This window comes from Micromonospora sp. DT233, assembly GCF_049841815.1.
Classification (GTDB): domain Bacteria; phylum Actinomycetota; class Actinomycetes; order Mycobacteriales; family Micromonosporaceae; genus Micromonospora.
Genome location: NZ_JBNCLB010000001.1, coordinates 79,033 through 102,825 on the forward strand (window position 1 = coordinate 79,033; position 23,793 = coordinate 102,825).

The following is a 23,793-nucleotide window of genomic DNA, read 5'->3' on the forward strand; positions in this document are numbered from 1 at the left end:
GACGAGGCGGGGCGGTTCTTGGTGGGGTGGCGGGGTGCGGATGCCGGGGGACGACGCGTCGGGGCTCGACTGGCTGCTCTTCGAGCAGGCGGCGATGCTGACCTGGGGGCAGGCGGTCGCTGCGCTCGGCCCGTCGAGGGCCCGGCATCTGCTGGCTTCCGGCAGGTGGCACCGCGTCTGCCGGGGGCTGCTGCGGGCCGGCCCGGCGGACGCCCCGTACACCTGCGAACAGCATGCACGGGACGACGAGCAGGCCCAACAGCTCCTGGCGGCCGGCTGTCAGCAGCGCCGGGTGACGCCGGGCGAGCTGGAGACGGTGCTGGCCCGAACACCCCGCGCCCGCCGCCGGTCGCTGATCCGGCAGACCCTGCGGGACGTGGCGGGTGGCGCCGAGGCGCTCTCCGAGATCGACCTGGTACGGCTCTGCCGGCAACACGGCCTGCCGACACCGCAGGGCCAGCAACGCCGGCGGGGCGCCGACGGCCGGGTGCGCTACCTGGACGCGTACTGGCCCGCGTGGCGGCTGCACGTGGAGGTCGACGGGGCGCACCACATGGACGTGCGGCACTGGGCCGCCGACCTGCGCCGGCAGAACCGGGTCTGGATCGAGGGCGATCGGATCCTCCGCTTCACCGCGTTCGACGTGCGGCACCGAGCGGCGGAGGTGGCCGCCCAACTCCGCGCGGCCCTTCTTGCGGCCGGCTGGCGCCCGTAAGGATGCCCAACGCACATCGGGTGCGTTTCTTGTCGCCATGGCGGCAAGAAACGCACCCGATGATGACGTCGCCGTTCAGCGACCGGTTGCCGCTGCCCGCGCCGCCGCCGGGGTGTCGGCGGCCAGGGCCGCCTCGGCGATCCGACGGCACTCGTCCAGGGTGTGCGCGGCCAGCGACTCGCGCACCGCCGGGATGCTGCGGGGCGCCATGGAGAGGCTGGTCACGCCCAGGCCCGCCAGGACCAGCGCGAAGTGCGGGTCGGCGGCGGCCTCGCCGCACACCCCGACCGGCTTGCCGGCCGCGGCGCCCGCCGCCGCGCAGGAGGCGATGAGCGAGATCAGCGCGGGTTGCCACGGGTCGAGCAGTTCCGCGAGGTCCCCGCACATCCGGTCGGCGGCGAACGTGTACTGGCTCAGGTCGTTGGTGCCGATGCTGAGGAAGTCCACGTCGCGCAGCACGTGGCCGGCGCGCAGGGCCGCCGCCGGTATCTCGATCATGACGCCGGCGGTGGGCAGGCCGTGCTCGCGGCAGGACTCGGCGAAGGCGGCGGCCTCCGCCGCCGTGGCGACCATGGGCGTCATCACCCAGACCTCGGCGTCGGCGGACTTCGCCGCCGCCGCGATGGCCGCCAACTGGGTGGTGAGCACGGCCGGCGACTGCCGGGCCACGCGCAGCCCACGGATGCCCAGCGCCGGGTTGGGCTCGACCGCCAGGTTCAGGAACGGCAGCGGCTTGTCGGCACCGGCGTCGAGGGTACGCACGACGACCTTGCGGCCGGGCAGCGCCGCGAAGACCTCGCGGTACGCGGCGACCTGCTCCTCGTACGGCGGGGGGTCGGTGCGGTCGAGGTAGAGCAGTTCGGTGCGGAACAGGCCGACGCCCTCGACCTCGCCGGTGAGGTCGCGCACCGAGCCGATGTTGGCCAGCAGCGCGACGGGGTGGCCGTCGGCGGTCCGCCCCGGGCCGTGCGAGCGGGCGCGGCGTTCGACCTCCGCCCGGCGGGCGGCGTTGACGTCGGTCGCCGTCTCGGCGGAGACGCCGGCCGTCACGACGCCGGTCGCGCCGTCGAGGCTGACCAGCGTGCCGTCGGCCACCTCCAGGATGTCCGCGCAGCGGACCACGGCCGGGATGCCGAGCGTCCGGGCCACGATCGCGGTGTGGCTGGTCGGCCCGCCCTCGGCGGTGACCAGCCCGAGCACCAGGTCGGGGTCGAGCCCGGCGGTGTCGGCGGGGGCCAGGTCGCGGGCGACGAGCAGGTACGGGTGCCCCGGGTCCGGAACCCCCGGCATGGGCAGCCCCAGGCAGGCCGCGACGAGGCGGTCCCGCAGGTCGTCGAGGTCGCTGACCCGCTCGGCGAGGTACCCGCCGGCGGCCTCGAAGGCCGCCCGGTGCACCGCGAGCACGTCGGTGACGGCGTGCGGGGCGTCCGCGCCGCCGTCGATGGCGGTGTCGGCCGCGTCGACCAGCGTCTCGTCCTGCACCATCAGCACCTGCGCCCGCAGCACCTCGGCCGCGGTCGAGTCGCTGGCGGTGTCGGCGCGGCGGGTCAGCTCGTCGGCGACCGCACCGACGGCGGCGCGCACGGCCGCCTTCTCGGCCGCCGCGTCGACGGTCTGCGGGGCGGCCGGCAGGGCGGGCGGCGGGGCCAGCCGGTAGACCGGCCCCGCCGCTGCACCGGGGCTGGCCCCGATCCCCCGGAGTTCACGCATCGGTGGCGTCCAGGTCCCGTTCGAGGAGGTCGGCCAGCGTGTCGACGGCGCCCTGCGCGCCGTCTCCGTCGGCCTCCAGCGTGACCTCGGTGCCCTTCTTCGCGCCGAGCGAGAGCACGCCGAGCATGCTGCGGGCCGGCACTGGTTTCTTGTCCCCGGTGCGGATGGTGACCTGCACCGGCTGCTTCGCCGCCTCGGCGACGAACAGCGCCGCCGGGCGGGCGTGCAGCCCGCTGGCGGAGCCGACGACAACGGTCCTGGTGGGCACGGATCCTCCTACGGTTCGATCGTCACCTTGATCGCTTCGCCGCGCGCCACGATCCCGAAGGCGTCGAGGGCTTGGTCCAGCGGGAGGCGGTGGGTGATGAGGTCGTTCACCGGCACGGAGCCGTCGGCGATGAGCCGCAGCGCCTCCTTGTTGTGCTCGGGGCTGGAGCCGTTGGCGCCGACGATGGTCAGCTCGCGGTAGTGCACGAGGTTGGAGTCCAGGGAGATGACCGGCTTGTCCTTCGGCAGGCCACCGAAGAAGCTGATCCGGCCCTGCCGGGCGGTCATCTGCAACGCCTGCTCCTGGGCGACCCCGGCGGCCGTGGCGGTGATGACCACGTCGGCGCCCCGGCCCCCGGTGAGCTTGAGCACCGCGTCGACCACGTCGGTCTCCGCGCCGCAGATCGACGCGTCCGGCTGCACCAGCGCGGCGGCCAGGTCGAGCCGCTCGCGGTTGAGGTCCACGAGGAAGACCCGGGCCGCGCCGCGCGCCCGCGCCAGGCGTACGTGCAGGCAGCCGATCGGGCCGGAGCCCACCACGACCACGTCGTCGCCGGCGCCGACCCCGGCGAGGTTCTGGCCGTTGAGCACGCAGGCGAGCGGCTCGGCGACGGAGGCCTCGGCGAAGCTGACCCCGTCGGGGATGCGGTTGAGCCCGTCCACGGCGAGGACGTTCTGCGGCACCACCATGTGCTCGGCGAAGCCGCCGTCGAAGTGGTAACCCATCGACACCTGGTTCGGGCAGACGGTCATCCGGCCGCGCTGGCACTCGGGGCAGGTGCCGCACGGGATGGCGGCGATGACCTGGACCCGGTCGCCGGCCTGCCAGCCGGTGACGTCGGCGCCGACCTCGACGATCTCGCCGGCGATCTCGTGGCCCATGACCCGCGGCGGCACGATGTGGTGGTGGCCGAAGCGGGAGATCTTGACGTCGGTGCCGCAGGTGGAGCAGGCCCGGACGCGGATCTTCACGTCGGCGGGGCCCGGGGTGGGCTCCGGGGCGTCCTCGATGCGGATGTCACCGGGGGCGTGGAAACGTACGACCTTCACGATGGTTCCTCTTCAAGAATGGTGATGACTTCGTCGACGTCCGTCGAGTTTCGAAGCCGCTCGGCCTGGGCCGGGTCCATCAGCACCGAGGCGAGCTTGGACAGGATCTCCACGTGCCCGTCGCCGGCGGCGGCGATGGCGACGCAGACCCGCACGTCGACGCCGTCCCAGTCGACGCCGTCGGGGAAGCGCAGCACCGCGAGGGCGTCGCGCCGGACCGACTCCTTGCTGTTCAGCGTGCCGTGCGGGATGGCGACGCCCTCCCCGATGTACGTGGAGACGCTCTGCTCGCGGGCGAGCATGGCGTCCACGTACGTCGGGGCGACCGCGCCGATCTCGACGAGCACCGCCCCGCAGCGGCGGATCGCCTCCTCCCGCGACCCGGCCCGCTCGGCGAGCCGGATCGCGTTCGGGGCGAGCAGGTCAGCCACTCAGCTCACCGCCGCGCTGGACGGCGTTGACGACCTTGGTGACGGCCGGGTCGCCGATGAAGACCTGGATCGGCACGATCACCTTGTCGGGCGCGGTGACCCGGGCCCGGGCGGCGAGGCCCTGGTGGCAGACGATCACGTCGGCGTCGGCCGGGATCGTGTTGACCGGCGAGTGCTCGACGGTCACGTTGTTCTTGGCCAGTTGCCGGCGCAGTTGGCTGGCCAGCATCACGCTGCTGCCCATGCCGGCGTCGCAGGCGACGACGACCTTCTTGATGTCGGATCCGTTGATGGTGGGCATGTTCAGACCTCCAGTTTCGCCGGCTTATCGGTGGCCTCGGCCGGCAGCTTCGCCGACTTGTTGGCGGCCTCGTCGGGGTTGACGATGGTCTCCTCGTCGGGGCCGATCGGGTCCTCGGCGGGCTCGCCGCGACCGAAGCCGAGCAGGGCGGAGGCGACCGCGAAGGAGACCGCGGTGGCGATGAGGACGCCGAGGAGGACCCCGAAGTAGCCGCCCTTGGGCGTCACGGCCAGGTAGGCGAAGATGCTGCCCGGCGCGGGGGTGGCGACCAGGCCCGCACCCGTGATCATGAAGGTGCCGACACCCGCGGCGCCGCCGGCCATGACGGCCAGGATCAGCTTCGGCTTCATCAGCACGTACGGGAAGTAGATCTCGTGGATGCCGCCGAGGAACTGCACGATGATCGCGGCCGGGGTGCTGGCGCGCAGCGCCCGGGGGCCGAAGAACATGAAGGCGAGCAGCAGGCCGAGACCGGGGCCGGGGTTCGACTCGATCATGAACAGGATCGACTTGCCCTTTTCGGCCGCCTCGGCGATGCCGAGCGGGCCGAAGACGCCGTGGTTGATGGCGTTGTTGAGGAAGAGCACCTTCGCGGGCTCGACGAGCACCGAGGTCAGCGGCAGCAGGTCGGCCTCGACCAGCCAGTCCACGCCCAGGCCGGCCTGCTTGGTCAGCCACTCGACCACGGGGCCGATGCCGAAGACGCCGCCGATGGCCATCGCGGCACCGATGATGCCGGCGCTGAAGTTGTCGACCAGCATCTCGAAGCCGGGGCGGATCTTGTTCTCGACCAGGCCGTCGAAGAGCTTGACGACGAACGCGGCCAGCGGGCCGATGATCATTGCGCCGAGGATCATCGGCACGTCGGCGCCGACGACCAGACCCATGGTCGCGACCGCGCCGACGACGGCACCGCGCTGGCCGTGGACCAGCCGGCCGCCGGTGTAGCCGACCAGCACCGGGAGCAGGATCTTGATGATCGGGTCGACCAGCCCGGCGAGGGTCCCGTTGGGGAACCACCCGGTCGGGATGAACAGCGCGGTGATCAGGCCCCACGCGATGAACGCGCCGATGTTGGGCATGACCATGGCGGCCAGGTAGCCGCCGAGGCGTTGCACGGAAGCCTTGAAGCCCTGACCTTGGGCCTGGGGTGTGTAGGAGGTCACGGGGAACAGCTCCTTCAGGAAAGAGGGCCGGACGGCAACAGGGGGAGAAGCTCGTCCGGTTGGTGGTGGATGGTGACGTGCTGGCGGAACAGATCGGTCGGGCCGGGCATCCGGCTGCCGGGCAGGCTCACCGCGGCGGCCCCCCAGGCCAGGCCCTCGGCGAGGGCGGGGGCACCTCGCGCGCCCGCGGCGAGGAAGCCCGCGAGCAGGGCGTCGCCGGCGCCCACGGTGCTGCGAGGGCGGGCCACCGGGCAGTTGCCGGTGACCACCCCGTCGGCGTCGACGAGGACGGCCCCGTCGGCACCGAGGCTGGCCACGACCGCGCCGGCCCCCCACGCCCGCAGGCGCTGGGCGGCCTCGACCACGTCGCCGAGGCTCGTCAGCGGGGCGCCGACCACCTCGGCCAGCTCCTCGCGGTTGGGCTTGAGCAGGGTCGCCCCGGCCAGGGCGGCCTCGCGCAGGGCGGGGCCGCTGGTGTCCACGGCGACCCGGACGCCGGCCGCCCGCAGCCGCCGGCAGAGCTGGGCGTACGCGTCGGCGGGCAGACCCGGCGGGACGCTGCCGCAGAGCACCACCCAGTCGGCGTCACCGGCACGGGTGAGCAGCTGGGCGGTGATCTCGTCGAGATCGGCCCCGCACAGCTCCGGACCGGGCTCGTTGACCTTGGTGACCGTGCCGTCCGGCTCCGCCAGGGTGATGTTGGAGCGGGTCCGTCCGGAGATCGGCACCGCGAGGACCTCGACCCCCTCCGCCTTGAGCAGGCGGGTGAGCTGGCTGCCCTCGTCGCCGCCCGTAGGCAGCACCGCTACCGAGAGTACTCCGTTGGCCAGCAGTGCCCGGGAGACGTTGACGCCCTTGCCGCCGGGGTCGATGCGGGCCGCGGCGGCGCGGATGACCTCGCCGCGGGTGAGCGAGTCGACCTCGACGGCCCGGTCGAGGCTGGGATTCAGGGTGACAGTGACGATCATGCTGTTTCCGGCTTTCATGCTCGTACCACTCGGACGCCCGCGGACTCCAGTTCGCCGACCAGATCGGCGTCCCCGCGGCTGTCGGTGACGAGCAGGTCGAGGTCGGCCAGGTCGGCGAAGCGGGCCAGGTAGTCGTTGCCGAGCTTGGTGTGGTCGGCCAGCAGGACCGTGCGGCGGGCGGCGCGGACCATCGCGCGCTTCACCGCCGCCTCCGCCGGGTCCGGGGTGGTCAGGCCGCGCTCCACCGAGACGCCGTTGGTCCCGACGAACGCGACGTCGACGTAGAGGTCGGCCAGGGGCCGCAGCGCCCAGTCGTCGACGGTGGCGAGGGTCTTGCCGCGCACCCGCCCGCCCAGCAGCAGGACGTTGAGGTTCGGGTACGTGCCGAGGGTCGTGGCGATGACCGGCGAGTTGACCACGACGGTCAGCTCCCGGTCGACCGGGAGGAGTTGGGCCAGCCGGGCGGTGGTGGTGCCGGCGTCGAGGATGATCGCGCCCTCCTCGGGCACCTCGCTCAGGGCGAGCTTGGCGATGCGCTCCTTCTCCTCGATGAGCACGGCGTCCCGGGTGGCCAGGGCGGGCTCGAAGCCGATCCGCTCGACCGGGATGGCGCCGCCGTGGACCCGGCGCAGCACCCCGGCGCGCTCCAGGATCGTGAGGTCGCGCCGGATGGTCTCCGGGGTGACGCTCAGCTCCTCGGCCAGGCCCGCCACCTCGACCCGGCCAGCGCTGCGGGCCATCCGGAGGATCTCCTGTTGCCGCTCTTCGGCGTACACGATGTTGTTTCACCGCCGTTTCATCTTTGCTTGTGTTTTGTTTACGCCCGGTTGAGTGGGAAGTCAAGGGGTGACCTGGGGAAACCCACACCGTCGGCCCGAGCGGGTGCGCCAGAATGCCCCGATGGGGACGACGATTCGGATACCGAACGGGCTGGCGTGGGTGCGGCAGGCGCCCGCCGGGCGGCGGTGGCTGGCCGAGCTGCCCGACCGGCTGGCGGAGTGCGTCGCGCAGTGGGGGCTGCGGCCGGGCCCACCGTTCCCGCAGGCGTACGCGTCGCTGGCGCTGCCGGCGCAGCTGCCCGACGGCACCCGCGCGGTGCTCAAGCTCCAGTACCCGGACGCCGACAGCGAGCACGAGGCCGCCGCGCTGGCACACTGGGCGGGCGACGGCGCCGCCCGGCTGCTCGCCCACGACCCGGGCCGGCGGGCCCTGCTGGTGGAGCGCTGCGACCCGGGTACGCCGCTGCACGCCGCCCCCGCCGACGAGGCGCTGGACGCGCTGGTCGGGCTGCTGCCCCGGCTCTGGCGACCGGCCGGCGCACCGTTCACCCCGCTGGCCGTCGAGGCAGCGGGCTGGCTGGAGCGGCTGCCGGTCACCTGGGAACGGGCCGGCCGGCCGTACGAGCGGCGGCTGCTGGACCACGCGCTGGGCCGGCTCGCCGAGCTGGTCGGCACCCAGGGCGAGCAGGTGCTGGTCAACCAGGACCTGCACGCCGGCAACGTGCTACGGGCCACCCGCGAGCCGTGGCTGGTGATCGACCCCAAGCCGCTGGTCGGCGAGCGCGAGTTCGGCGTGGTGGCGATCGTGCGGGGCCGGGAGCTGGGCCACTCCCCCGCTGCGGTCCGGCACCGGCTGCACCGGCTCACCACCGAGCTGGGCCTGGACGCCGAGCGGGTCCGGGGCTGGGCGATCGGGCAGACGCTGGCCTGGAGCATCTCCGGGGAGACGGTCTTCCCCCACCAGATCGAGACGGTCCGCTGGCTGACGGGGCTGACCTAGCCGGCAGGGCAGCCGGCGGACGGGCACGGCGGACGACCGCCCCACCTCGCCGCCAAGCAGGACGACCGTCCCACCCTCGCGCTCGGGCAGGAGAGGGCACCCGACCAGGCGGCACGGCCACCGCTGGCGGGTGGGGCGCCTACCGCTGGCAGGTGGGGCACCAGTAGAGGTTGCGGCCGGTCAACGCGCCCCGGCGGACCTCGTCGCCGCAGACGTGGCAGGGCTGGCCGGGGCGGCGGTAGACGTACACCTCGCCGCCGTGCCGGTCGACGCGGGGCGGGCGACCGGTCACCTCCGGCAGGTGGGCGTCCCGGACGGTGTCGATGCGGCCGACCGCGACGGCCCGGGTCATCAGCTCCACCAGGTCCGCCCAGAGCTCGCGCCACCGTGCCGGGGTCAGCTCCCGGCCGGGCAGCAGCGGCGGCAGCCCGGCCCGGAACAGCGCCTCCGTCACGAAGATCAACCCCGTGCCGGCCACCACGGACTGGTCGAGCAGCAGCGCCGCGAGCGGAGTCGGGCTGCGGGAGATCCGGGCGTACGCGCGGGCCGGGTCGGCGTCGCCGCGCAGCGGGTCGGGGCCGAGCCGGTCGCGCAGCGCCGCCACCTCGGGCGGGGTGAGCAGCTCGCAGGCGGCGGGGCCGCGCAGGTCCAGCCAGTGCCCGACGTACGACGGCTCGGCGCCCCGCGACCCGGCGCCGTCGCTGACCAGGCGCAGCCGCACCTGGCCCACGGGCGGGGGCGGCTCGCCCGGCCCGTCGGTGAACCTGCCGTAGAGCCCGAGGTGCACGTGCAGGGTCAGCTCGTGCGCGTAGTGGTGCAGCAGGTGCTTGCCGTACGCCTCGGTGTCGTCCAGCACGGTGCCGTTGAGCCGGGCCGCCCCCTCGGCGAAGCGCCCCTGCGGGCTGACGGCCTGCACCTTCTCGCCGACCAAGAGCTCGGCGTGCCGGGCGGCGAGGCGGTGGATGGTGTGTCCCTCTGGCACGGGTCCAAGCGTAGTCAGCGGCCGTCGCACGCCGACCGGCCGCTCCGGACCAGCCGCTTCCGACCGGCCGCTCCCGGCCACCGCCGCGCCGCCCACCGGGATCAGCGGGTGTGCTCGACGACCAGCTCGGCGATCCGGCCGGTCAGGCCGGGCGCGAAGAACGGGTGGTGCCCCATGCCCGGCACCACCGCCAGCCGCGCGCCCGGGATCTGCGCCGCCAGTGCCGCGCCGTGCGCGGGCGGGAAGAGCGGGTCCTGCTCGCCGTGCAGCACCAGGGTGGGGGCGGTGACGGCGGAGAGCGCCGCCCGCCGGTCGTCGGCGAACCGCCGACCGGCGAGGTCGTGCTGCAGCGCGGCGGCGTAGTCGCGGGCCCGCGCGTGGCACCGCTCGACGAACCGCCGGGCGGCGTCCTCGTCGAAGGGCAGCACGTCGCCGTTGAGCACCCGCCAGGTCCGCACGTCGGCGTCGACCCGCTCCGCGTACGTCTCCCGTGGCGCCGCCGCCGAGGCCAGCACGTGCGCCAGGAAGCGGGCCGTCGGCGGGGGAAGCTCGCCGGCCACTGGGGGCTGTCCCGCGAACGCCCGCGCCCACGCCGGGCCCGGGTCGTTCCCCATCGGCGAGGACGCCAGCGCCGTCAGCGTCCGCACCCGGGCCGGTCGGTGCACGGCGAGCCACTGGCCGATCGCCCCGCCCAGCGACGTGCCCACCACGTGCGCGGTCGGGACGCCGTGGCCGTCGAGGACCGCGACGGCGTCGGCCGCCAAATCGCCGAGGGCGTACGGGTTGGCGGCGAAGTCGACGCAGTCGGATCGGCCGGTGTCGCGGTGGTCGTATCGGATGACCTGCCGACCGGCGTCGACGAGTGCCTCGACGAATTCGTCGGGCCAGCCGATGCCCTGCGTCGCCGTTCCCATGACCAGGAACACGGTGGGCGCGCCGGGATCGCCGCACCGCTCCGTCCACAGTCGCAGTTCCCCCGAGCGCACAAACTTCTCTTCAACCGTCCACATACCGGGCACCGTAAGGGTCGCCGGGGCCGCCCGAAGCCGCTCCCCATTGCCGGGAAAAGCGACGGCCATGGGATAATGGAGAAGACGCCGACGGATGGATCCGTCGGTTTTCCTCGCACCTCCTCCAGTGGCATGCGTCGCTCGATCGGGTGATCCGGGTGTCGCGGAACGGGCATTGGGGTATCTCCCGGGCGTACCGCGTGGCTGCCGACTTCCCGAGCCTCCACGCATCCATCAGGAGGTGACGAGGTGAAGATTCCTTCGCTGCTGTCGCGCCGGAGCGAGCCGGCGACGACGGACGACAGCAACGGCGACGGCCGGGTCGACGGGCGCGACGCCGCCGCCACCACGGAGACCGACGGCCGGCGCGACGCGCCGCCGGTGGTCACCGATCGCGGTGCCGAGCAGACGACGTACCGCAGCGGCGCGACCGCCACCGACGACGAGCGCAGCGCCGACGCCGAGCGCCGGGCCGCGGAGCGGGCGGCGGTGGCCCGCGCCGCGACCGCCCGGCCACTCACCGGCGAGAGCCACCGCCCGGCCGACCCCGCGCCCGCCGGCCCGGCCCCGGTCGCCACCGGCGGGAGCACCGCCGCCACCGGCGGGAGCGCCGCCGGCACCGGCCCGGTCGCCACCGGCCCGGCCCAGATCCGCACGGACCCGGCCCCGATCGGCACGGACCCGGCCGGCGGACGCGCCGGTGATCCCGGCGCCGTGGCGGCCGCCGACCAGCGCGCCGACCGGGACGGCACCGGGGCCCGGCCGGGGCCGGCCGACCGCACGGACGCCGACGGCGAGACCCGGCCGGAGCCGGAGCCGGCGGTCCGTGGGCCGAAGCCCCGGGCCAGCCTGATCGCCACCCTGGGCCTGATCGTCGCCGTCGCCGGGGCGCTCGCGGTGCTGACCGGCACCCTCGCCGGGTACGGCATCGCGGTCGGCGCGCTCGGCGCGGTGCTGTCGGTCTTCGGCCTGCTGGCGACCCGTCGCCGGCACATCGCCGGCAAGACCGACGCCCTGCTCGGCATGGCCTTCGGCGTCGCGGCCGTGGTGCTGGGCGTGCTGGCGATGACCGGTCAGTTCGACTGGCCCACCACGGACGGCGACTGGACGCAGCGGTTCCGTGAGTGGCTCGACTCACAGTTTGTGGACCGCTTCTGACGGGCACCTTGCTCCTCGCCGGCGGTTCGCCGGCCCAGCCCGATCACTCTGGTGGTTCACCAGCCGGGCACCTCCTCTTTTTCGGGGGGCGGCGGTTCGCCGCCCCCCGAAGCACGTCCGGGCTCCGCCGCCCAGCAGGGCCCCGCCGGTACGCAACGAATCACCGAGCCGCGCCCGCTCTACGCAACGATCAGCCGATCGACGCAACTTCCACCGGTGGATCTCGTCCATGCCGGCGCATACGGTTGGGCGACGGCGTCAGCCCCGTGACGAGGACGGCCGGGGCCCGCCCGACCACTCGGGAAGCGGGACAGATGATCGTGGACGACATGCTGCGGACGCCGGGCGCGGTCCGGGACGCCGAGCGCCACACGGCGCAGAACTACCACCCGCTGCCGGTGGTGATCAGCTCCGCCGAGGGCGCCTGGGTCACCGACGTGGACGGCCGGCGCTACCTGGACTGTCTCGCCGGCTACTCGGCGCTCAACTTCGGCCACCGGCACCCGGCGCTGATCGCCGCCGCGCACGCGCAGCTCGACCGGCTGACCCTCACCAGCCGGGCGTTCGTCCACGACCAGTTCGCCGACTTCTGCCGGGAGCTGGCGCAGTTGTGCGGCAAGGACCTGGTCCTGCCGATGAACACCGGCGCCGAGGCGGTGGAGACCGGCATCAAGGTCGCCCGCAAGTGGGGTTACCAGGTCAAGGGCGTGCCGGCCGGGCAGGCGAACATCGTGGTGGCCGAGGGCAACTTCCACGGCCGGACCACCACCATCGTCAGCTTCTCCACCGACGAGGACGCCCGCGCGGACTTCGGGCCGTACACCCCGGGGTTCACGGTCGTGCCCTACGGCGACCTGGCCGCGCTGACCGCCGCCATCGACGAGAACACCGTCGCGGTGCTGCTCGAGCCGATCCAGGGCGAGCAGGGCGTCGTGGTGCCGCCGGAGGGCTACCTGCCGGGGGTGCGCCGGGTCTGCACCGAACGCAACGTGCTCTTCGTCGCCGACGAGATCCAGTCCGGTCTGGGCCGCACCGGGGCCACCTTCGCCTGCTCCCAGGAGGGCGTGGAGCCGGACATGTACCTGCTGGGCAAGGCCCTCGGGGGCGGGATCGTGCCGGTCTCGGCGGTCGCCGCGAACGCCGACGTGCTCGGGGTGCTGCGGCCCGGCCAGCACGGGTCGACCTTCGGCGGCAACCCGCTGGCCTGCGCGGTCGGCACCGAGGTGGTCCGGCTGCTGGCCACCGGCGAGTTCCAGCGCCGCTCGGCGGAGCTGGGCGAGCGGCTGCACGCCGGCCTGCGGGGGCTGATCGGCGAGGGCCTGGTCGCCGTCCGGGGGCGGGGGCTCTGGGTGGGCGTGGACATCGACCCGGCGCTGATGACCGGCCGGGAGGCCTGCGAGCGGCTGATGGGGCGGGGCATCCTGGCCAAGGACACCCACGGCTCGACGATCCGGCTGGCTCCGCCGCTGGTCATCACCGCCGAGGAGATCGACCAGGTGGTGGCCCAGCTCACCGCCGTGGTGGCCGGCTGATCCCGGCGTACGACCGGGTGGGCGGCGCGGGCCGATGCTCCGCGCCGCCCGCCGTCGTCCGCGCCGCCCGGCGCTAGGCGTGGGGCAGGCGCATCGCCATGGTGGGGGCCTCGGCCATCACCGAGGTGGGGGTGAACGGGGCGCCCGACGGCAGCTCGTCGGCGCGGCCGATCTGCACCCCCGGATAGAGCTCGACCATGTCGTTGGCGGAGAGCACCCGGGACTGCTGCGGCTTCAGCGGGATCCGGTCCTGCTCGGCCAGCGACCCCGAGGGCCGGATGCCCGACCCGTTGGTGCTGACGTCGGTGGCGATCACCTCGCCGACCCGCAGCTCGAACCGGACGTGGTTGCGGCTGATCCAGCGCCGCGCCTCGTCGTTGAGCCACTGGCCGAGCACGATCCCGCCCTGCTGCTCCGGTGCCCGCCCGACCAGCACCGCCTGCCCCTCGGTGAGCACGAAGCGGCGGCGGATCAGCCCGCCGACCCGCACGGCCAGCACCTCCGTACGCGGCCGTGGCCCGGCGTCACCGAGCCGCGCGCCGTGCCGGGGGCAGGTGGGCACGCCGTTGCGCAGGGTGGGCGGCGGCTGCCCGGCCGGGGCCCGCTCCGCCCGCAGGTCGGCGAACGCGCCGCCGCCCGCCGCACCGAAGAGGGCGCAGCCCGGCTCGGGGCAGCGCCACTGCCGGGCGAGCAGCTTCGCGCCGGTCGCCGAGCGGGTGCCGGCCACCGGCACGTTGCCGCCGCCGACGTGGGCGATGAAGACCGGCCCGCCCGCGCCGGGGACCGGGGCCAGCACCCGACCGGGCTGCTCGGCCACCCACGGGAACCGGCCGCGCAGGCCGTCCAGCCGGGCCCGGGTGAGCACCGGCAGCCCCAGCAGGTCGGCCAGTTCCAGCATCCGGTCGCCCGGTTGGTCCAGCACCTCCACCAGGCCGTCGTCGGCCCAGCGGCGGACCACCATCCGCTCGTTGGACGTCAGGTCGGCGTCGGAGAGCAGCGCCCGGGGCACGATCGCGTAGACCGGGACGCTGTCCTCCTCCAACTCGCGGGCGAGCGCGTCGATCACCATGCCGAGCCGCAGCAGATTCGCCGGCCGGCCGCCGTCGAGATCCTGGAAACGAATCACCTCGGCCAGGTCGAGGACGGCCCGGGCCAGCGAAGGGTCGGTGCAGACCCGCCCCTCGATGGCGTCGAGCACCTTGCTGATCTCGAATCTCATCGGGCACTCCGGACGATGTCGTCGATCCGCCGCGCCAGCTCCAGGTCGCGGTGGGTGACCCCGCCGGCCGAGTGGGTGACGCAGCGGAAGGTGAGGGTCCGCCACCGGATGTCGATGTCGGGGTGGTGGTCGAGTTGCTCGGCCACCTCGGCGACCCGGTCGACCACCGCGACGGCCGCCGGAAAGCTGCTCAGCTCGGCGGTGCGGCTGATCCCGGTCGGGTCCCCGGTCCAGCCCGCCAGCTCGCCCAGCCCGTCTCGCACCGCGTCGGCGGTGAGCACGTCTGCCATGGCCAGACCCTACCGCCAACGGTGAGCAGGGCGGGCGGCCCCCGTTTCGGGGGTGAGGGGCATCCCCCACCCCGGCCCGCCCGCCCCGCTCCCCCCCCCACCGACCGACCGGCGCTCCCCCCCGTCCGGCCGACCGCCGCTCATCCCATCCGGCCGACCGCCGCGCGCAGCCGGCCCAGGTCCCGTCGCCGCCGCTCGTAGGTGGCGGCCAGGCCGATCAGGGCCAGGCCGCCGGCGGCCAGGAAGATCCACCGGGGCAGCAGGTCCCAGCTGCGGGCCAGCTCGTGCAGCGCGAGGAGGATCAGCGCACCCCCGCCGAGCAGCACCGGCGCCTGCCAGCGGCGGGCCGCCCCGGCCAGCACCACGGCCAGCGCGCCGACCCCGAGCAGCAGCCGCCGCCAGGGCTGCGGCTCCGGCGCGAAGAGCACCGACGCCAGGCCGGGCAGCAGCCCGGCGGCCAGCCCCGGCCCGAGCGCCAGCCAGCTGTTCAAACCCGGCCGGGTACGCAGCGCCACCGCACCGGCGGCCAGGGCGAGCCCCGCCGCCGGCAGGGTGTACGCCTCCAGCAGCACCACCCCGCCGGCGGCCAGCAGCAGCCAGGTGCCGAGGAGTTCGCTGCCCCCGGCGACGCCCGCGAACGCCCACCGGCGCCCAATCGACTCGCCCCGGCGCAGCAGCCGCAGCCCCACGGCGGCCCCCCAGAGCACGCACCCCGCGGCGGCGTGCCGGGGGGACCCGGCGGCCAGCAGCACCGCCAGCAGGGCGACGGCCTGGGCGGCGACGTCCAGCGCCAGCCCTCGAGCCGGGTCCCGCCCGGCCGGCAGGGCGGCGGCAGCGGCCAGCGTCAGCACCGCCACGGCCAGCACGGCGAACGAGGTCGACCGCAGCGGCAGCTCCGCCGCCTGGGCGGCGGTCAGGGCGAACCCGGTCGCCGCGCCGACCGCCACCAGCGCGCCGCCCAGCCGGACCGGGCCGACCCGGCCGGCGACGGTGACCGCCGAGGCGACCACCAGCACCGCACCGAGGCCGAACAGGGTGCCGGCGCGGGTGGCCAGCAGCCCGGTCAGGCCGCACGCGGCGGTCACCACACCCACCGGCGCGGTGACCGCGACCAGCCGCGACGCGGGCGTGGCCAGGGCGGCCACCAGCAGCGCGGCCAGCCCGCCGAGCAGGAGGACCGTCGGCACCACCGGCCACGGCGTGCCCGCCGCGACCAGCAGCACCGGCAGCGCCGCCGCGACGAAGGGCAGCGCCGCCAGCGACATGCCACCCAGGACCGTCCGGGGCCGCCGCAGCCCGAGCGGCGGCCCGCCCGCCGGCAGCGGGTGCTCCCCGCCCGGGTACGGGCCGGTCGGTTCCGGTGCCCGGCGGCCGGACGTCCGACCGACCAGCGCGGCGGCCAGCGCGAGCACGAGCAGGGCCACCCCGGTCACGGTGGCGGCGGGCGGCGGCGTGCCGCTCGGCGCACCCGACCAGGGCAGGGCGGGCCCACCGTGCGGGGCGACCAGCGCCACCGCCACCGCCGGGGCGCAGGCCAGCAGCGCGACGACGAGCAGCCCGATGCCGGTCGCCTCGGTGGCGCCCGCCGGGCGGGTGCCCGGCCCGCCGAGCACCGTCAGCAGCACCGCCAGCGCGGCGTAGAGCGTCACCGGTTCGTCGGCCCGTACGACCAGCGGTGCGAGCCCGGCCAGCACCGTCACGGCGGCGAAGGCGACCGAGGCGTACCCGGTCAGCTCCGGCCACCGGCGGCGGACCGCGAGCAGGGCGACCAGCGGCAGTACGACGGCGGCCAGGGCGACCCGGGCCTGCCACCAGGGCGGTGCCCCGGCCGCGAAGGCCGCCACGGTCACGGCGGCGGGGGCGGCCAGCAGCGCCACGGCCAGGGCCGTGCCGGCGACCCCCCGGCCGACGCCGCCGGCCCGCCGGCCCCACCCCGCGACCGCCGCACCGAGCAGCGCGACCGCGCCGAGCAGGACCGCCTCCCCCGCCGGGGTGGCCAGGCCGGTCAGCAGCGCGTGCCCGACCAGCGCCGCCCCGGCGGCCACCGCCGCCGGGGCCTCCCACCAGCGCCGGGCCCGGACGACGGCGGCCAGCAGCAGCGCCGTCCCGACGGCCAGGTCGGCGGCGGGCACCGCCGGCCACGGCACCGCCCCCACGCCGCCGAGCGCGAGCGTGCCCAGCCCGACCGCGACGGCCCCGGTGACCGGCCACAGCGCCCGGGGCAGCAGCGCCCCCAGCGCCACCGCCGACAGCGCCACCGCGACCGGGACCTGCCACCCCCAGGGCAGGTCCGGCCCGGCCTCGACGCCCTGCCACGGCGGCAGCGCCCGGCCCGCCACCATCCCGCCGACCACGACGGCCAGCAGCGCGGCGAGGCCGCCGAACCCGGCGGCCACCGCCAGCGCGCCCGCGCGCGGGCCGGGCCCGACCCGGCGGGGCAGCAGCCGGACCGCGCCGGCCAGCGCGAGGGCGATCAGCGCCGTCGCCACCGTCAGCAGTCCCGCGCGCGACTCCGCCACCGGCCGCAGCAGCGCCAGCCCGAGCACCGGGACGACCAGCCCGGCCGCGACCGCCCGGAACAGCCGGTCGCGGGCGACCAGGGCCGCGCCGAGCAGCGTCAGGGACACCAGCAGCAGCGGCGCCCCGGCCAGCAGCGGCGAGCCGGCGGCCCGCCCCTGGGCCAGCGGCACCAGCGCGCAACCCGCCGCCTCGGCCAGCGCGACGCCGTAGCCCAGCCAGGCGAGCACCCGCCCCGCGACGACGGCCGACCCCCCGGCGGCCGTCGTCGCGGGAGCAGGTGGCCCCACCGGGCCCGGCGCCCCCACCGGACCCGACACGGGACCACCCGCCGCAGCCGGCGTCCCCGCCGGCGACGGGCCGCCCGCCGGCGCCGAGGCTCCCGCCGGGAGCGGGCCGCGCGCCGCAGGCCGCGACCGCGCCGCAGCCGGGCCACGGCGCAGGACGGCGACCACGGCCAGGTTCAGCGCCGCCACGCCGACGCCGACCAGCGTCCAGCCGGCCGGCGACGGGTGGGCCGGCCCGACCAGCAGGGGCAGCACCGGCTGCACGGTGAGCAGCGCCGCGAACCACGGCACGGTCAGCCGGGTCAGCCGGCCGTAGCCGGCCGCCACCGCCGCGCCGGCCACCCCGACCAGCGCGGCGTAGCGGGCCCCCGACCAGCCGGTCACCCCGAACAGGTCCACCGACCAGGCGGCGTACCCGTCGAGCAGCACCAGCAGCAGCCCCACCGCGGCGAACGTCTCGGCGGTGCCGCGCAGCGCCCGCCGGGCCAGCACCGGCGGCGCGGCCAGGGCGAGCGCGGTGAACGCGCAGAGGATCAGCGCCCGGCCGACGATCCCCACCGACGCCCAGGCGACCGCGGTGAAGACCACGGCGGCGGTGCCGAGCAGCAGCCCACCGAGGACGAAGAGCAGGCCCTGCACCGTCCGGGTGGAGGTCTCCGCGCCACCCACCGGGGCGTACGACGGCGACGCCGGGGCGTACGAAGGCGACGCCGGCCCGGCCGGCCGCACCGCCGGCATCGGCCGGATCGGACCGCTCGTCGCGGCGGCCACCCCCGCCGGGGCACCCGGCTGGGCGGGGGCGGCAGCGGCAGGCCGGGCGGGGGCGGCCGACCGGGCGGGGGCGGGAACTACCGCCCGCACCCGTGCCGCCAGCTCCGCGCGACGGTCCTGCGCCACGCGCACCGCAGCGGCCAGTTCGAGGTACGCCCGGCGGGCCTGATCCGTCCGCCCGGTGAGCGCGACGATCTCCCGGTCGAGCCGGATCACCTCGGCCGCAGCCGGATCGGGTGCCCGCCCGCAGCGGCGGCAGCCGACGCTCAGGTCGGCCGGCCCGCCACACCCCGGGCAGGGGTAGCCGTTCGTCTCCACCCGGCCATCATGCCGACCGTGATCAACTGAGCCCAGAGTGCGCGTACTCAGGGACGGGTCTGCTCGTGCACCCACGTCGAGTAGTCCGGGTTGCCGCTCTCCACCCGGCTGACCAGGATCTCCGGCACCTCGTACGGGTGGTGGGCGCGGATCTGGTCGACCAGGGCCGTGACCCGGTCGGGTGCGGTCTTGAACAGCACCGACCACTCGGAGCTCGTCTCCACCGCCGACCGCCACCAGTAGGTGCTGTCCACCTGCCCGCCCACCTGGGCGCAGGCGGCGAGCCGGCCGGCGACCGCGGCCGCCGCCAACACGTCCGCCACCGCGCGGCTGTCCACCACGGTCGTCACCACGCTGATCTGTTCCACGAGCGCACCCTACGCGGCGCCTGCACCGTCGCGGTGGGCCGCGATCCACTCGTCGATCCGGGCCCACCAGTCGAAGAGCCAGTCGATGCGCTCCTGCTTGCCGGTGGGGACGTCCTCGGGCGGCACGGACCAGAACCGCATCACGATCCGCTTGTCCATCGGCAGCTCCCGCCAGATGTCGGCGACGGTGAGCATCCGGTCCAGCCCGGTGTGCGCCACGAAGATCACCCCGGCGTCCGGGGCGGCGTCCAGGGCGGCCAGCAGCCCGCCGGGCTGCGGGGCGAGCACATGCTGCATCCGTTCCGCCCGCAGCGCCATCCGTTCCAGGCCGAGCGAGCGGAGCCGGGCGATGGCCCGCACCCGGCGGCGCGGGGTGAAGTTGCCGCCCTCCGGGAAGATCACGAACGCGTCGTTGTCGTCCAGGCCGGTGGCAAGGTGCCGGATCTGGGCGGTCACCGACTCCTGCCGGTCCGAGCGGGGCGCGATGAAGCGGCTCGGCAGCCGGTTGAGCAGCACGTCGATCGCCGGGTCCCACTGCAGGCTGTCCTTGAGCACGATGCGGGGCTCCCGGTGGAACCAGTTGACCAGCGCGTGGATCAGGATGAACGAGTCGCCGGGGCCGGCGTGCCGGCAGAGCACCAGCTCCGGCCGGCCGGGCAGGGCGGTGTCCGGGTCGGTGCCGACCACGTCGATGCTCAGCCGCAGCGTCCACCGGGCCTGCCAGAAGAAGACCCGCAGGAAGTGGCCGGCCAGCACGTAGTGCGCCCGCTGGAAGGTCGGCGTCCGCTTCCACGCCCCGAAGCCCGAGGCCAGCCAGAGGCCGAAGAGGGCGAGCAGCGCGGCGGCGTCCCAGACCAGGTAGAGGCAGCCGATCCAGAGCAGGCGCAGCGGTCGTAGCCGCCCCGGCACCAGGGGGGACAACGCCAGCGCGGCGAACGCCCAGACCGGCAGGGTGGTCACCACCAGGATCGCGAGCAGCACCACGCCGGGGGCCAGCAGCAACCGGCGCAGCCACCGAGGGGGCAGCGGCATCAGTTCAGTTCTCCAGGTTGGTCGCCAGGTAGCGGCGCGACGCGGTGTAGGCGCGGCTGATCCGTCGTCCCACCGCCGCCATGTCCCGGTACGCCCACGGGCTGTCGTCGCGCGGCTCCAGCCCGCCGGTGGGCAGCACGTGCACCTCCACGCCCTCGGGCAGCGCCGCCATCTCCCGGGCGAACCGGTGCCGGCGGGCGATCTCGAACGCCACCTGGGCCACCTCCCACGGCCGGCGCGGCGGGGTCAGCTCCCGTTCGATGCGCCCCACCTGGAGGACGAAGATCCGCCGCGCCCCGGCCGCGACCGCCTCGCCGATCGGGATGGAGTTGACGATCCCGCCGTCGATGTAGTGCTGTCCGTCCAGTTCGGTCGGTGGGAGCAGCCCCGGCACGGAGGCGGAGGCGAGCACGGCCGGCACCAGCGGCCCGCCGACGAACCAGTGCTCGGCGGCCCGTTCGATGTTCGCCGCGCAGCACCGGAACGGCACCCGCAGGTCGGCGAAGGTGGTCGCCGCCCCCAGCTCCGCCTCCAGCAGCCGGCGCAGCGGCCGGGGCGAGTGCAGGTGGGTACGGGCGGCGAAGCGGCGCAGCTGGCGGGCCATCGAGTCGCCGTACACCTCGCTGGCCTCGGGCGAGGCCCAGAGCCGGACCAGCCGGTCGGTGACCGCCTCGGTCGGGTCGGCCGCCACCAGGGCGCCGTTGACCGCGCCGATCGACGTGCCCAGCACCAGGTCGGGCCGGATGTCGGCGCGGAACAGGGCACGCAGCATGCCCACCTCGACCGCGCCGAGGACTCCCCCACCGCCGAGCACGAACGCCACCGGACCGCCCACCATGCCGTTCATCCTGGCACGGGCGGTCCCGTCGGGCGGGCCCGCCCGACCGCCCGCCGCAGCGGGAGCGGCCCGGTCGGGCCGGATGACCGTTGACACGCCGGACACATTCGCGCAACCTGATACCGCCCCGACGTCCAGACAGGTGCGACCCGTGAAGGCAACGCTGCACCCCGGCACACTGCTGGCCCGCAGATACCGGCTCATCGACCAGATCGGCGCCGGTGGCATGTCGGTCATCTGGCGTGCCCGCGACGAGGTGCTGGACCGGACCATCGCGCTCAAGGTGCTGGCGCCGTCGCTGGCGGCGGACGCCCGGTTCCGGGGCATGGTGCGCGAGGAGGCCCGCTCCGCCGCGCAGCTCGTCCACCCGCACGTGACCTCGGTGCACGACTACGGCGAGACGCTCGCCCCGGACGGCTCGATCACCTCGTTCGTGGTGATGGAGCTGCTCACCGGCGAGGAGTTGGAGTACCGGCTGACCGAGGGGCCGCTGCCCTGGCCGGAGGCGGTGGAGATCGGCGCCCAGGTGGCGGAGGCGCTGGCGGCTGCGCACCGGCTCGGCATCGTGCACCGGGACATCACCCCGGCCAACGTGATGATGACGCCGGTCGGGGCCAAGGTGCTCGACTTCGGCATCGCCACCCACGTCGGTGCCCCGGACGAGGACGAGGACGGCGGCACCTTCGGCACGCCCGCGTACGTCGCCCCGGAGCGGCTGGACGGGGCGCCGACGCAGCCCGCCACGGACATCTACTCGCTCGGGGTGCTGCTGTACGAGACGTTGACCGGCCGGGTGCCCTTCCCGGCCGACACCTGGGAGCAACTCGGTGTGGCGCTGGCCGGGGGCGAGGCCCCGCCGCCGCTGGAGGTGCCGGGGCTGCCGCCCGAGGTGGCCCGCACCTGCCTGCGCTGCCTGTCCCGCGAGCCGCGGGACCGGCCGACCGCGCACCAGGTGGCCCTGGTGCTGCGCGACCAGCTCCTGCCGGCCGATCCGCAGGCCGCCACCATGCTCGCCCCGACCATGACCCTGCCGTCACTCGTCGCCCCGCCGCAGCACCCGCCGCCGTTCCCGTCGCACGGAACCACGGTGCCGGGCGGGCGGGACTATCCGGGCGGGGGGGCGACCCCCGACGTCCCCGCTGCGGCGGCCCTGTCGACCGGGCCGGGCGGGCGCGGTGGCCGGCGGTCGCTGCCACTGGTCGCGGTGGGCGTCGTCCTCGTGGGCGTCGTGGTGGTCGCCGGGCTGGCGCTGCTCCTGCCGGCGCTGATCCCGGACGCGGCCCCGCCGCCCCGGGCCGCGCCGACGCCCGCCGCCCCGGCGCGGACGGACGCCGCGCCGCCCCGGACGGACGCCGCGCCGGCGGGGCCGTCCACCCCGGCCGGGGCGCAGTCGTCGAGCGGGCCGGGCACCGCCACGGCCCGCCCCTCCGGCGGTGGTCGGCCCACCCCGTCGGCGGTGGCGACGACCACGCCGCCGACCCCGGCGGGCAGCAGCCTGACCGAGGCGGCCAACCGGATCGGCCGGCTCATCGACACGGGCGTCGCCGACGGCGGGATCCGCACCGACGTCGGCACCGACCTGCGCAACCTGCTCGGTCATGCCACCGCCGCCAGCGGCCGGGGCGCCCGGGCGGTGGCCGCGCAGCAGGCCCGGGTCAAGGTCGCCGAGCGGCAGCGCGAGGGGAGCATCACCACGGCGTACGCCCGCCAGCTCGACACGGCGTTCCAGCAGCTCGGCGCGGCTCAGGTCTGAGCACCGAGCCCGCCTCGGGTCCGTCCAACGGGCGTCGCCCGTCCCCCTGCGGTCAGCGGGCGGCGACCGGGACGGGACGGCCGGTCGCGACGTGCTCCGGACCGCCGAGGAACCCCCGGTACACCCCCTCGTAGCCCCGGGCCATCGTCGCGGTGGAGAAGTTCCGCGCCACGTGCGCCACGCACTCCCCCGGTTCCAGCTCGGCGACCCGACGCAGCGCGCCGGGCAGGTCGTCGGGGCCGTCGCAGACCAGGCCGGTCACGCCGGGGCGGACCAGTTCCCGCACCGCGCCCCGGTCGAGCGCCACCACCGGGGTGCCGGTCGCCATCGCCTCCAGGATCACCATGCCGAACGGTTCGTCCCACTGGATCGGCATGATCAGGCAGCGGGCGTCGACGAGCATCCGCAGGGCGGCCTCCCGGTCGGCGTCGAACACCACGGTCACGTCGTCGCCGACCATCGGGGCGATCACCTGCTCGTAGTACCGGCGCTCGGCGGGCTCGTTGCACTTGCCGGCCAGGATCAGCGGCAGGCCCGCCGCCCGACAGGCCCGGATCGCCAGGTCCGGCCCCTTGTCCGGGCTGAACCGGGCCAGCCAGAGCACGGGGCCACGACCCGGCTCGGTCTTGTGCGGCACGTCGGCGATGTCCAGGGCGTTGTGCACGGTGCCGAGCCACGGCAGCGTCGGGTTCAGCCGCCGCTGGGTGTGTGAGATGGCGACCAGTCCGACGCCACGGTCGGCGTCGCCGAGCACCACGCCGTACTCACCGACGGGGTTGCCGTGCACGGTGGCCACGGTGGGCACCGCCCGGCGGCCGGCGACCAGCGGCCCGATCGTGGTGTGGTCGTGCACGAGGTCGAATTCCGCCGGGTCGACGAGGTGCCTGACCTGGGCCAGGTGGGCCAGTTCGGGCAGCGACTCGCCCAGCCGGGGGTACTGGATGTCGGGGCAGGTGGGCACGAAGCGGGCCCGGGTGCCGTGCCGGGGGCCGGCCCCGAAGAGGGTCACCGCGTGCCCGCGTTCGACCAGCGCGTCGACCAGGCCGGCGACGACGTGTTCCAACCCGCCGTAGCCGGGTGGCGGCACGGGGAGCCACGGCGGGACGACCATCGCGACGCGCAACGGTCGTTCCCCCGAGCGATCGGCCAGCCGGTGGTTCACGGCCACGCGTCCTCCCCGTTGGTCCCAGTGCCGCGTGATCGGCGACGCTTTCCCGACCCGGCCACGGTCAAACGGCCGGGGCGCAACGGGCAGGGGCGGGGGGGGGGGGGGGGGGGGGGGGGGGGCGCCCCCCCCCCCCCCCCCCCCCCCCCCCCCCCCCCCCCGCCCC

At 75.8% G+C, this 23,793-nt stretch carries 22 protein-coding genes; 5 read left to right on the plus strand and 17 right to left on the minus strand.

The window, feature by feature from the left end; genetic code table 11:
* Window positions 1–40 precede the first annotated feature (40 nt).
* The gene (locus ACLQ2V_RS00380; protein WP_425716313.1) at window positions 41–715 is read left to right on the plus strand and encodes a hypothetical protein; all 675 of its coding nucleotides are present in this window, start codon (window positions 41–43) and stop codon (window positions 713–715) included.
* 75 nt (window positions 716–790) lie between these two features.
* Here ACLQ2V_RS00380 and ptsP read toward each other — a convergent pair whose 3' ends face one another.
* Genes ptsP through ACLQ2V_RS00420 form a run of 8 tightly spaced genes read right to left on the minus strand, consistent with a single transcriptional unit; the run spans window position 791 to window position 7,384 of the window.
* Window positions 791–2,425, minus strand: coding sequence for a phosphoenolpyruvate--protein phosphotransferase (ptsP, locus tag ACLQ2V_RS00385; protein WP_425716314.1), 1,635 nt, complete (start codon window positions 2,423–2,425; stop codon window positions 791–793).
* A complete protein-coding gene (locus ACLQ2V_RS00390; protein ID WP_425716315.1) occupies window positions 2,418–2,693 on the minus strand; it encodes an HPr family phosphocarrier protein in 276 nt (91 codons plus the stop codon). The genes ptsP and ACLQ2V_RS00390 overlap by 8 nt, the downstream gene beginning before the upstream one ends.
* An 8-nt stretch (window positions 2,694–2,701) precedes the next feature.
* Window positions 2,702–3,742: a zinc-dependent dehydrogenase gene (locus tag ACLQ2V_RS00395; RefSeq protein WP_425716316.1), complete on the minus strand. Its 1,041-nt coding sequence runs from the start codon at window positions 3,740–3,742 to the stop codon at window positions 2,702–2,704.
* A complete protein-coding gene (locus ACLQ2V_RS00400; RefSeq protein ID WP_425716317.1) occupies window positions 3,739–4,173 on the minus strand; it encodes a PTS sugar transporter subunit IIA in 435 nt (144 codons plus the stop codon). Before ACLQ2V_RS00400 ends, ACLQ2V_RS00395 begins: the two co-directional genes overlap by 4 nt.
* A complete protein-coding gene (locus ACLQ2V_RS00405; protein ID WP_425716318.1) occupies window positions 4,166–4,474 on the minus strand; it encodes a PTS lactose transporter subunit IIB in 309 nt (102 codons plus the stop codon). The genes ACLQ2V_RS00400 and ACLQ2V_RS00405 overlap by 8 nt, the downstream gene beginning before the upstream one ends.
* Before the next feature lie 2 nt (window positions 4,475–4,476).
* The gene (gene mtlA / locus ACLQ2V_RS00410) at window positions 4,477–5,640 is read right to left on the minus strand and encodes a mannitol-specific PTS transporter subunit IIC (RefSeq protein WP_425716319.1); all 1,164 of its coding nucleotides are present in this window, start codon (window positions 5,638–5,640) and stop codon (window positions 4,477–4,479) included.
* 14 nt (window positions 5,641–5,654) lie between these two features.
* Window positions 5,655–6,608: a 1-phosphofructokinase gene (gene pfkB / locus ACLQ2V_RS00415; protein ID WP_425716320.1), complete on the minus strand. Its 954-nt coding sequence runs from the start codon at window positions 6,606–6,608 to the stop codon at window positions 5,655–5,657.
* A 14-nt stretch (window positions 6,609–6,622) separates the two neighbouring features.
* Window positions 6,623–7,384 carry a DeoR/GlpR family DNA-binding transcription regulator gene (locus tag ACLQ2V_RS00420; RefSeq protein ID WP_425716321.1) on the minus strand — a complete coding sequence of 254 codons (762 nt, stop codon included), beginning with the start codon at window positions 7,382–7,384 and terminating at the stop codon, window positions 6,623–6,625.
* Window positions 7,385–7,508: 124 nt separating this feature from the next.
* Here ACLQ2V_RS00420 and ACLQ2V_RS00425 point away from each other — a divergent pair, with 124 nt between their 5' ends.
* Window positions 7,509–8,387 carry an aminoglycoside phosphotransferase family protein gene (locus ACLQ2V_RS00425; protein WP_425716322.1) on the plus strand — a complete coding sequence of 293 codons (879 nt, stop codon included), beginning with the start codon at window positions 7,509–7,511 and terminating at the stop codon, window positions 8,385–8,387.
* 139 nt (window positions 8,388–8,526) lie between these two features.
* On the opposite strand, the gene ACLQ2V_RS00430 is transcribed toward ACLQ2V_RS00425, so the two are convergent.
* Window positions 8,527–9,369, minus strand: coding sequence for an Fpg/Nei family DNA glycosylase (locus tag ACLQ2V_RS00430; protein ID WP_425716323.1), 843 nt, complete (start codon window positions 9,367–9,369; stop codon window positions 8,527–8,529).
* A gap of 101 nt (window positions 9,370–9,470) precedes the next feature.
* Window positions 9,471–10,379: an alpha/beta fold hydrolase gene (locus ACLQ2V_RS00435; RefSeq protein WP_425716324.1), complete on the minus strand. Its 909-nt coding sequence runs from the start codon at window positions 10,377–10,379 to the stop codon at window positions 9,471–9,473.
* A 249-nt stretch (window positions 10,380–10,628) separates the two neighbouring features.
* On the opposite strand from ACLQ2V_RS00435, the gene ACLQ2V_RS00440 reads away from it, so the two are divergent.
* A complete protein-coding gene (locus tag ACLQ2V_RS00440) occupies window positions 10,629–11,537 on the plus strand; it encodes a thrombospondin (protein WP_425716325.1) in 909 nt (302 codons plus the stop codon).
* A gap of 314 nt (window positions 11,538–11,851) precedes the next feature.
* Window positions 11,852–13,069, plus strand: a complete 1,218-nt coding sequence (rocD, locus tag ACLQ2V_RS00445; RefSeq protein WP_425716326.1) for an ornithine--oxo-acid transaminase — start codon at window positions 11,852–11,854, stop codon at window positions 13,067–13,069.
* 73 nt (window positions 13,070–13,142) lie between these two features.
* On the opposite strand, the gene ACLQ2V_RS00450 is transcribed toward rocD, so the two are convergent.
* From ACLQ2V_RS00450 to ACLQ2V_RS00475, 6 genes are all read right to left on the minus strand, one after another.
* Complete coding sequence (locus tag ACLQ2V_RS00450) at window positions 13,143–14,288, minus strand: FHA domain-containing protein (protein WP_425716327.1); 1,146 nt, start codon at window positions 14,286–14,288, stop codon at window positions 13,143–13,145.
* The gene (locus ACLQ2V_RS00455; protein WP_425716328.1) at window positions 14,285–14,578 is read right to left on the minus strand and encodes a 4a-hydroxytetrahydrobiopterin dehydratase; all 294 of its coding nucleotides are present in this window, start codon (window positions 14,576–14,578) and stop codon (window positions 14,285–14,287) included. The genes ACLQ2V_RS00450 and ACLQ2V_RS00455 overlap by 4 nt, the downstream gene beginning before the upstream one ends.
* Before the next feature lie 140 nt (window positions 14,579–14,718).
* Window positions 14,719–18,471, minus strand: a complete 3,753-nt coding sequence (locus ACLQ2V_RS00460; protein ID WP_425716329.1) for an SCO7613 C-terminal domain-containing membrane protein — start codon at window positions 18,469–18,471, stop codon at window positions 14,719–14,721.
* Window positions 18,472–18,518: 47 nt separating this feature from the next.
* A complete protein-coding gene (gene cutA / locus ACLQ2V_RS00465; protein WP_425716330.1) occupies window positions 18,519–18,839 on the minus strand; it encodes a divalent-cation tolerance protein CutA in 321 nt (106 codons plus the stop codon).
* Between the two features lie 9 nt (window positions 18,840–18,848).
* On the minus strand, window positions 18,849–19,871 hold the full coding sequence (locus tag ACLQ2V_RS00470) for a 1-acyl-sn-glycerol-3-phosphate acyltransferase (protein ID WP_425716331.1): 1,023 nt from the start codon (window positions 19,869–19,871) through the stop codon (window positions 18,849–18,851).
* A 4-nt stretch (window positions 19,872–19,875) separates the two neighbouring features.
* A complete protein-coding gene (locus ACLQ2V_RS00475; RefSeq protein WP_425716332.1) occupies window positions 19,876–20,709 on the minus strand; it encodes a patatin-like phospholipase family protein in 834 nt (277 codons plus the stop codon).
* Window positions 20,710–20,860: 151 nt separating this feature from the next.
* Between ACLQ2V_RS00475 and ACLQ2V_RS00480 the strand changes: the two genes are divergently transcribed.
* Window positions 20,861–22,462 carry a serine/threonine-protein kinase gene (locus ACLQ2V_RS00480; RefSeq protein WP_425716333.1) on the plus strand — a complete coding sequence of 534 codons (1,602 nt, stop codon included), beginning with the start codon at window positions 20,861–20,863 and terminating at the stop codon, window positions 22,460–22,462.
* 52 nt (window positions 22,463–22,514) lie between these two features.
* Here ACLQ2V_RS00480 and ACLQ2V_RS00485 read toward each other — a convergent pair whose 3' ends face one another.
* On the minus strand, window positions 22,515–23,573 hold the full coding sequence (locus ACLQ2V_RS00485) for a glycosyltransferase (protein WP_425716959.1): 1,059 nt from the start codon (window positions 23,571–23,573) through the stop codon (window positions 22,515–22,517).
* Between the last annotated feature and the right edge of the window lie 220 nt (window positions 23,574–23,793).

Excerpts from the sequence above, each read along its gene's own strand:
- ACLQ2V_RS00405 (WP_425716318.1), bottom strand. The coding sequence starts at position 4,474 with ATGCCCACCATCAACGGATCCGACATCAAGAAGGTCGTCGTCGCCTGC.
- ACLQ2V_RS00435 (WP_425716324.1), bottom strand. The coding sequence starts at position 10,379 with ATGTGGACGGTTGAAGAGAAGTTTGTGCGCTCGGGGGAACTGCGACTG.
- ACLQ2V_RS00425 (WP_425716322.1), top strand. The coding sequence starts at position 7,509 with ATGGGGACGACGATTCGGATACCGAACGGGCTGGCGTGGGTGCGGCAG.
- pfkB (WP_425716320.1), bottom strand. The coding sequence starts at position 6,608 with ATGATCGTCACTGTCACCCTGAATCCCAGCCTCGACCGGGCCGTCGAG.
- ptsP (WP_425716314.1), bottom strand. The coding sequence starts at position 2,425 with ATGCGTGAACTCCGGGGGATCGGGGCCAGCCCCGGTGCAGCGGCGGGG.
- ACLQ2V_RS00470 (WP_425716331.1), bottom strand. The coding sequence starts at position 19,871 with ATGCCGCTGCCCCCTCGGTGGCTGCGCCGGTTGCTGCTGGCCCCCGGC.
- ACLQ2V_RS00380 (WP_425716313.1), top strand. The coding sequence starts at position 41 with ATGCCGGGGGACGACGCGTCGGGGCTCGACTGGCTGCTCTTCGAGCAG.
- ACLQ2V_RS00485 (WP_425716959.1), bottom strand. The coding sequence starts at position 23,573 with ATGGTCGTCCCGCCGTGGCTCCCCGTGCCGCCACCCGGCTACGGCGGG.
- rocD (WP_425716326.1), top strand. The coding sequence starts at position 11,852 with ATGATCGTGGACGACATGCTGCGGACGCCGGGCGCGGTCCGGGACGCC.
- ACLQ2V_RS00475 (WP_425716332.1), bottom strand. The coding sequence starts at position 20,709 with ATGGTGGGCGGTCCGGTGGCGTTCGTGCTCGGCGGTGGGGGAGTCCTC.
- ACLQ2V_RS00450 (WP_425716327.1), bottom strand. The coding sequence starts at position 14,288 with ATGAGATTCGAGATCAGCAAGGTGCTCGACGCCATCGAGGGGCGGGTC.
- ACLQ2V_RS00455 (WP_425716328.1), bottom strand. The coding sequence starts at position 14,578 with ATGGCAGACGTGCTCACCGCCGACGCGGTGCGAGACGGGCTGGGCGAG.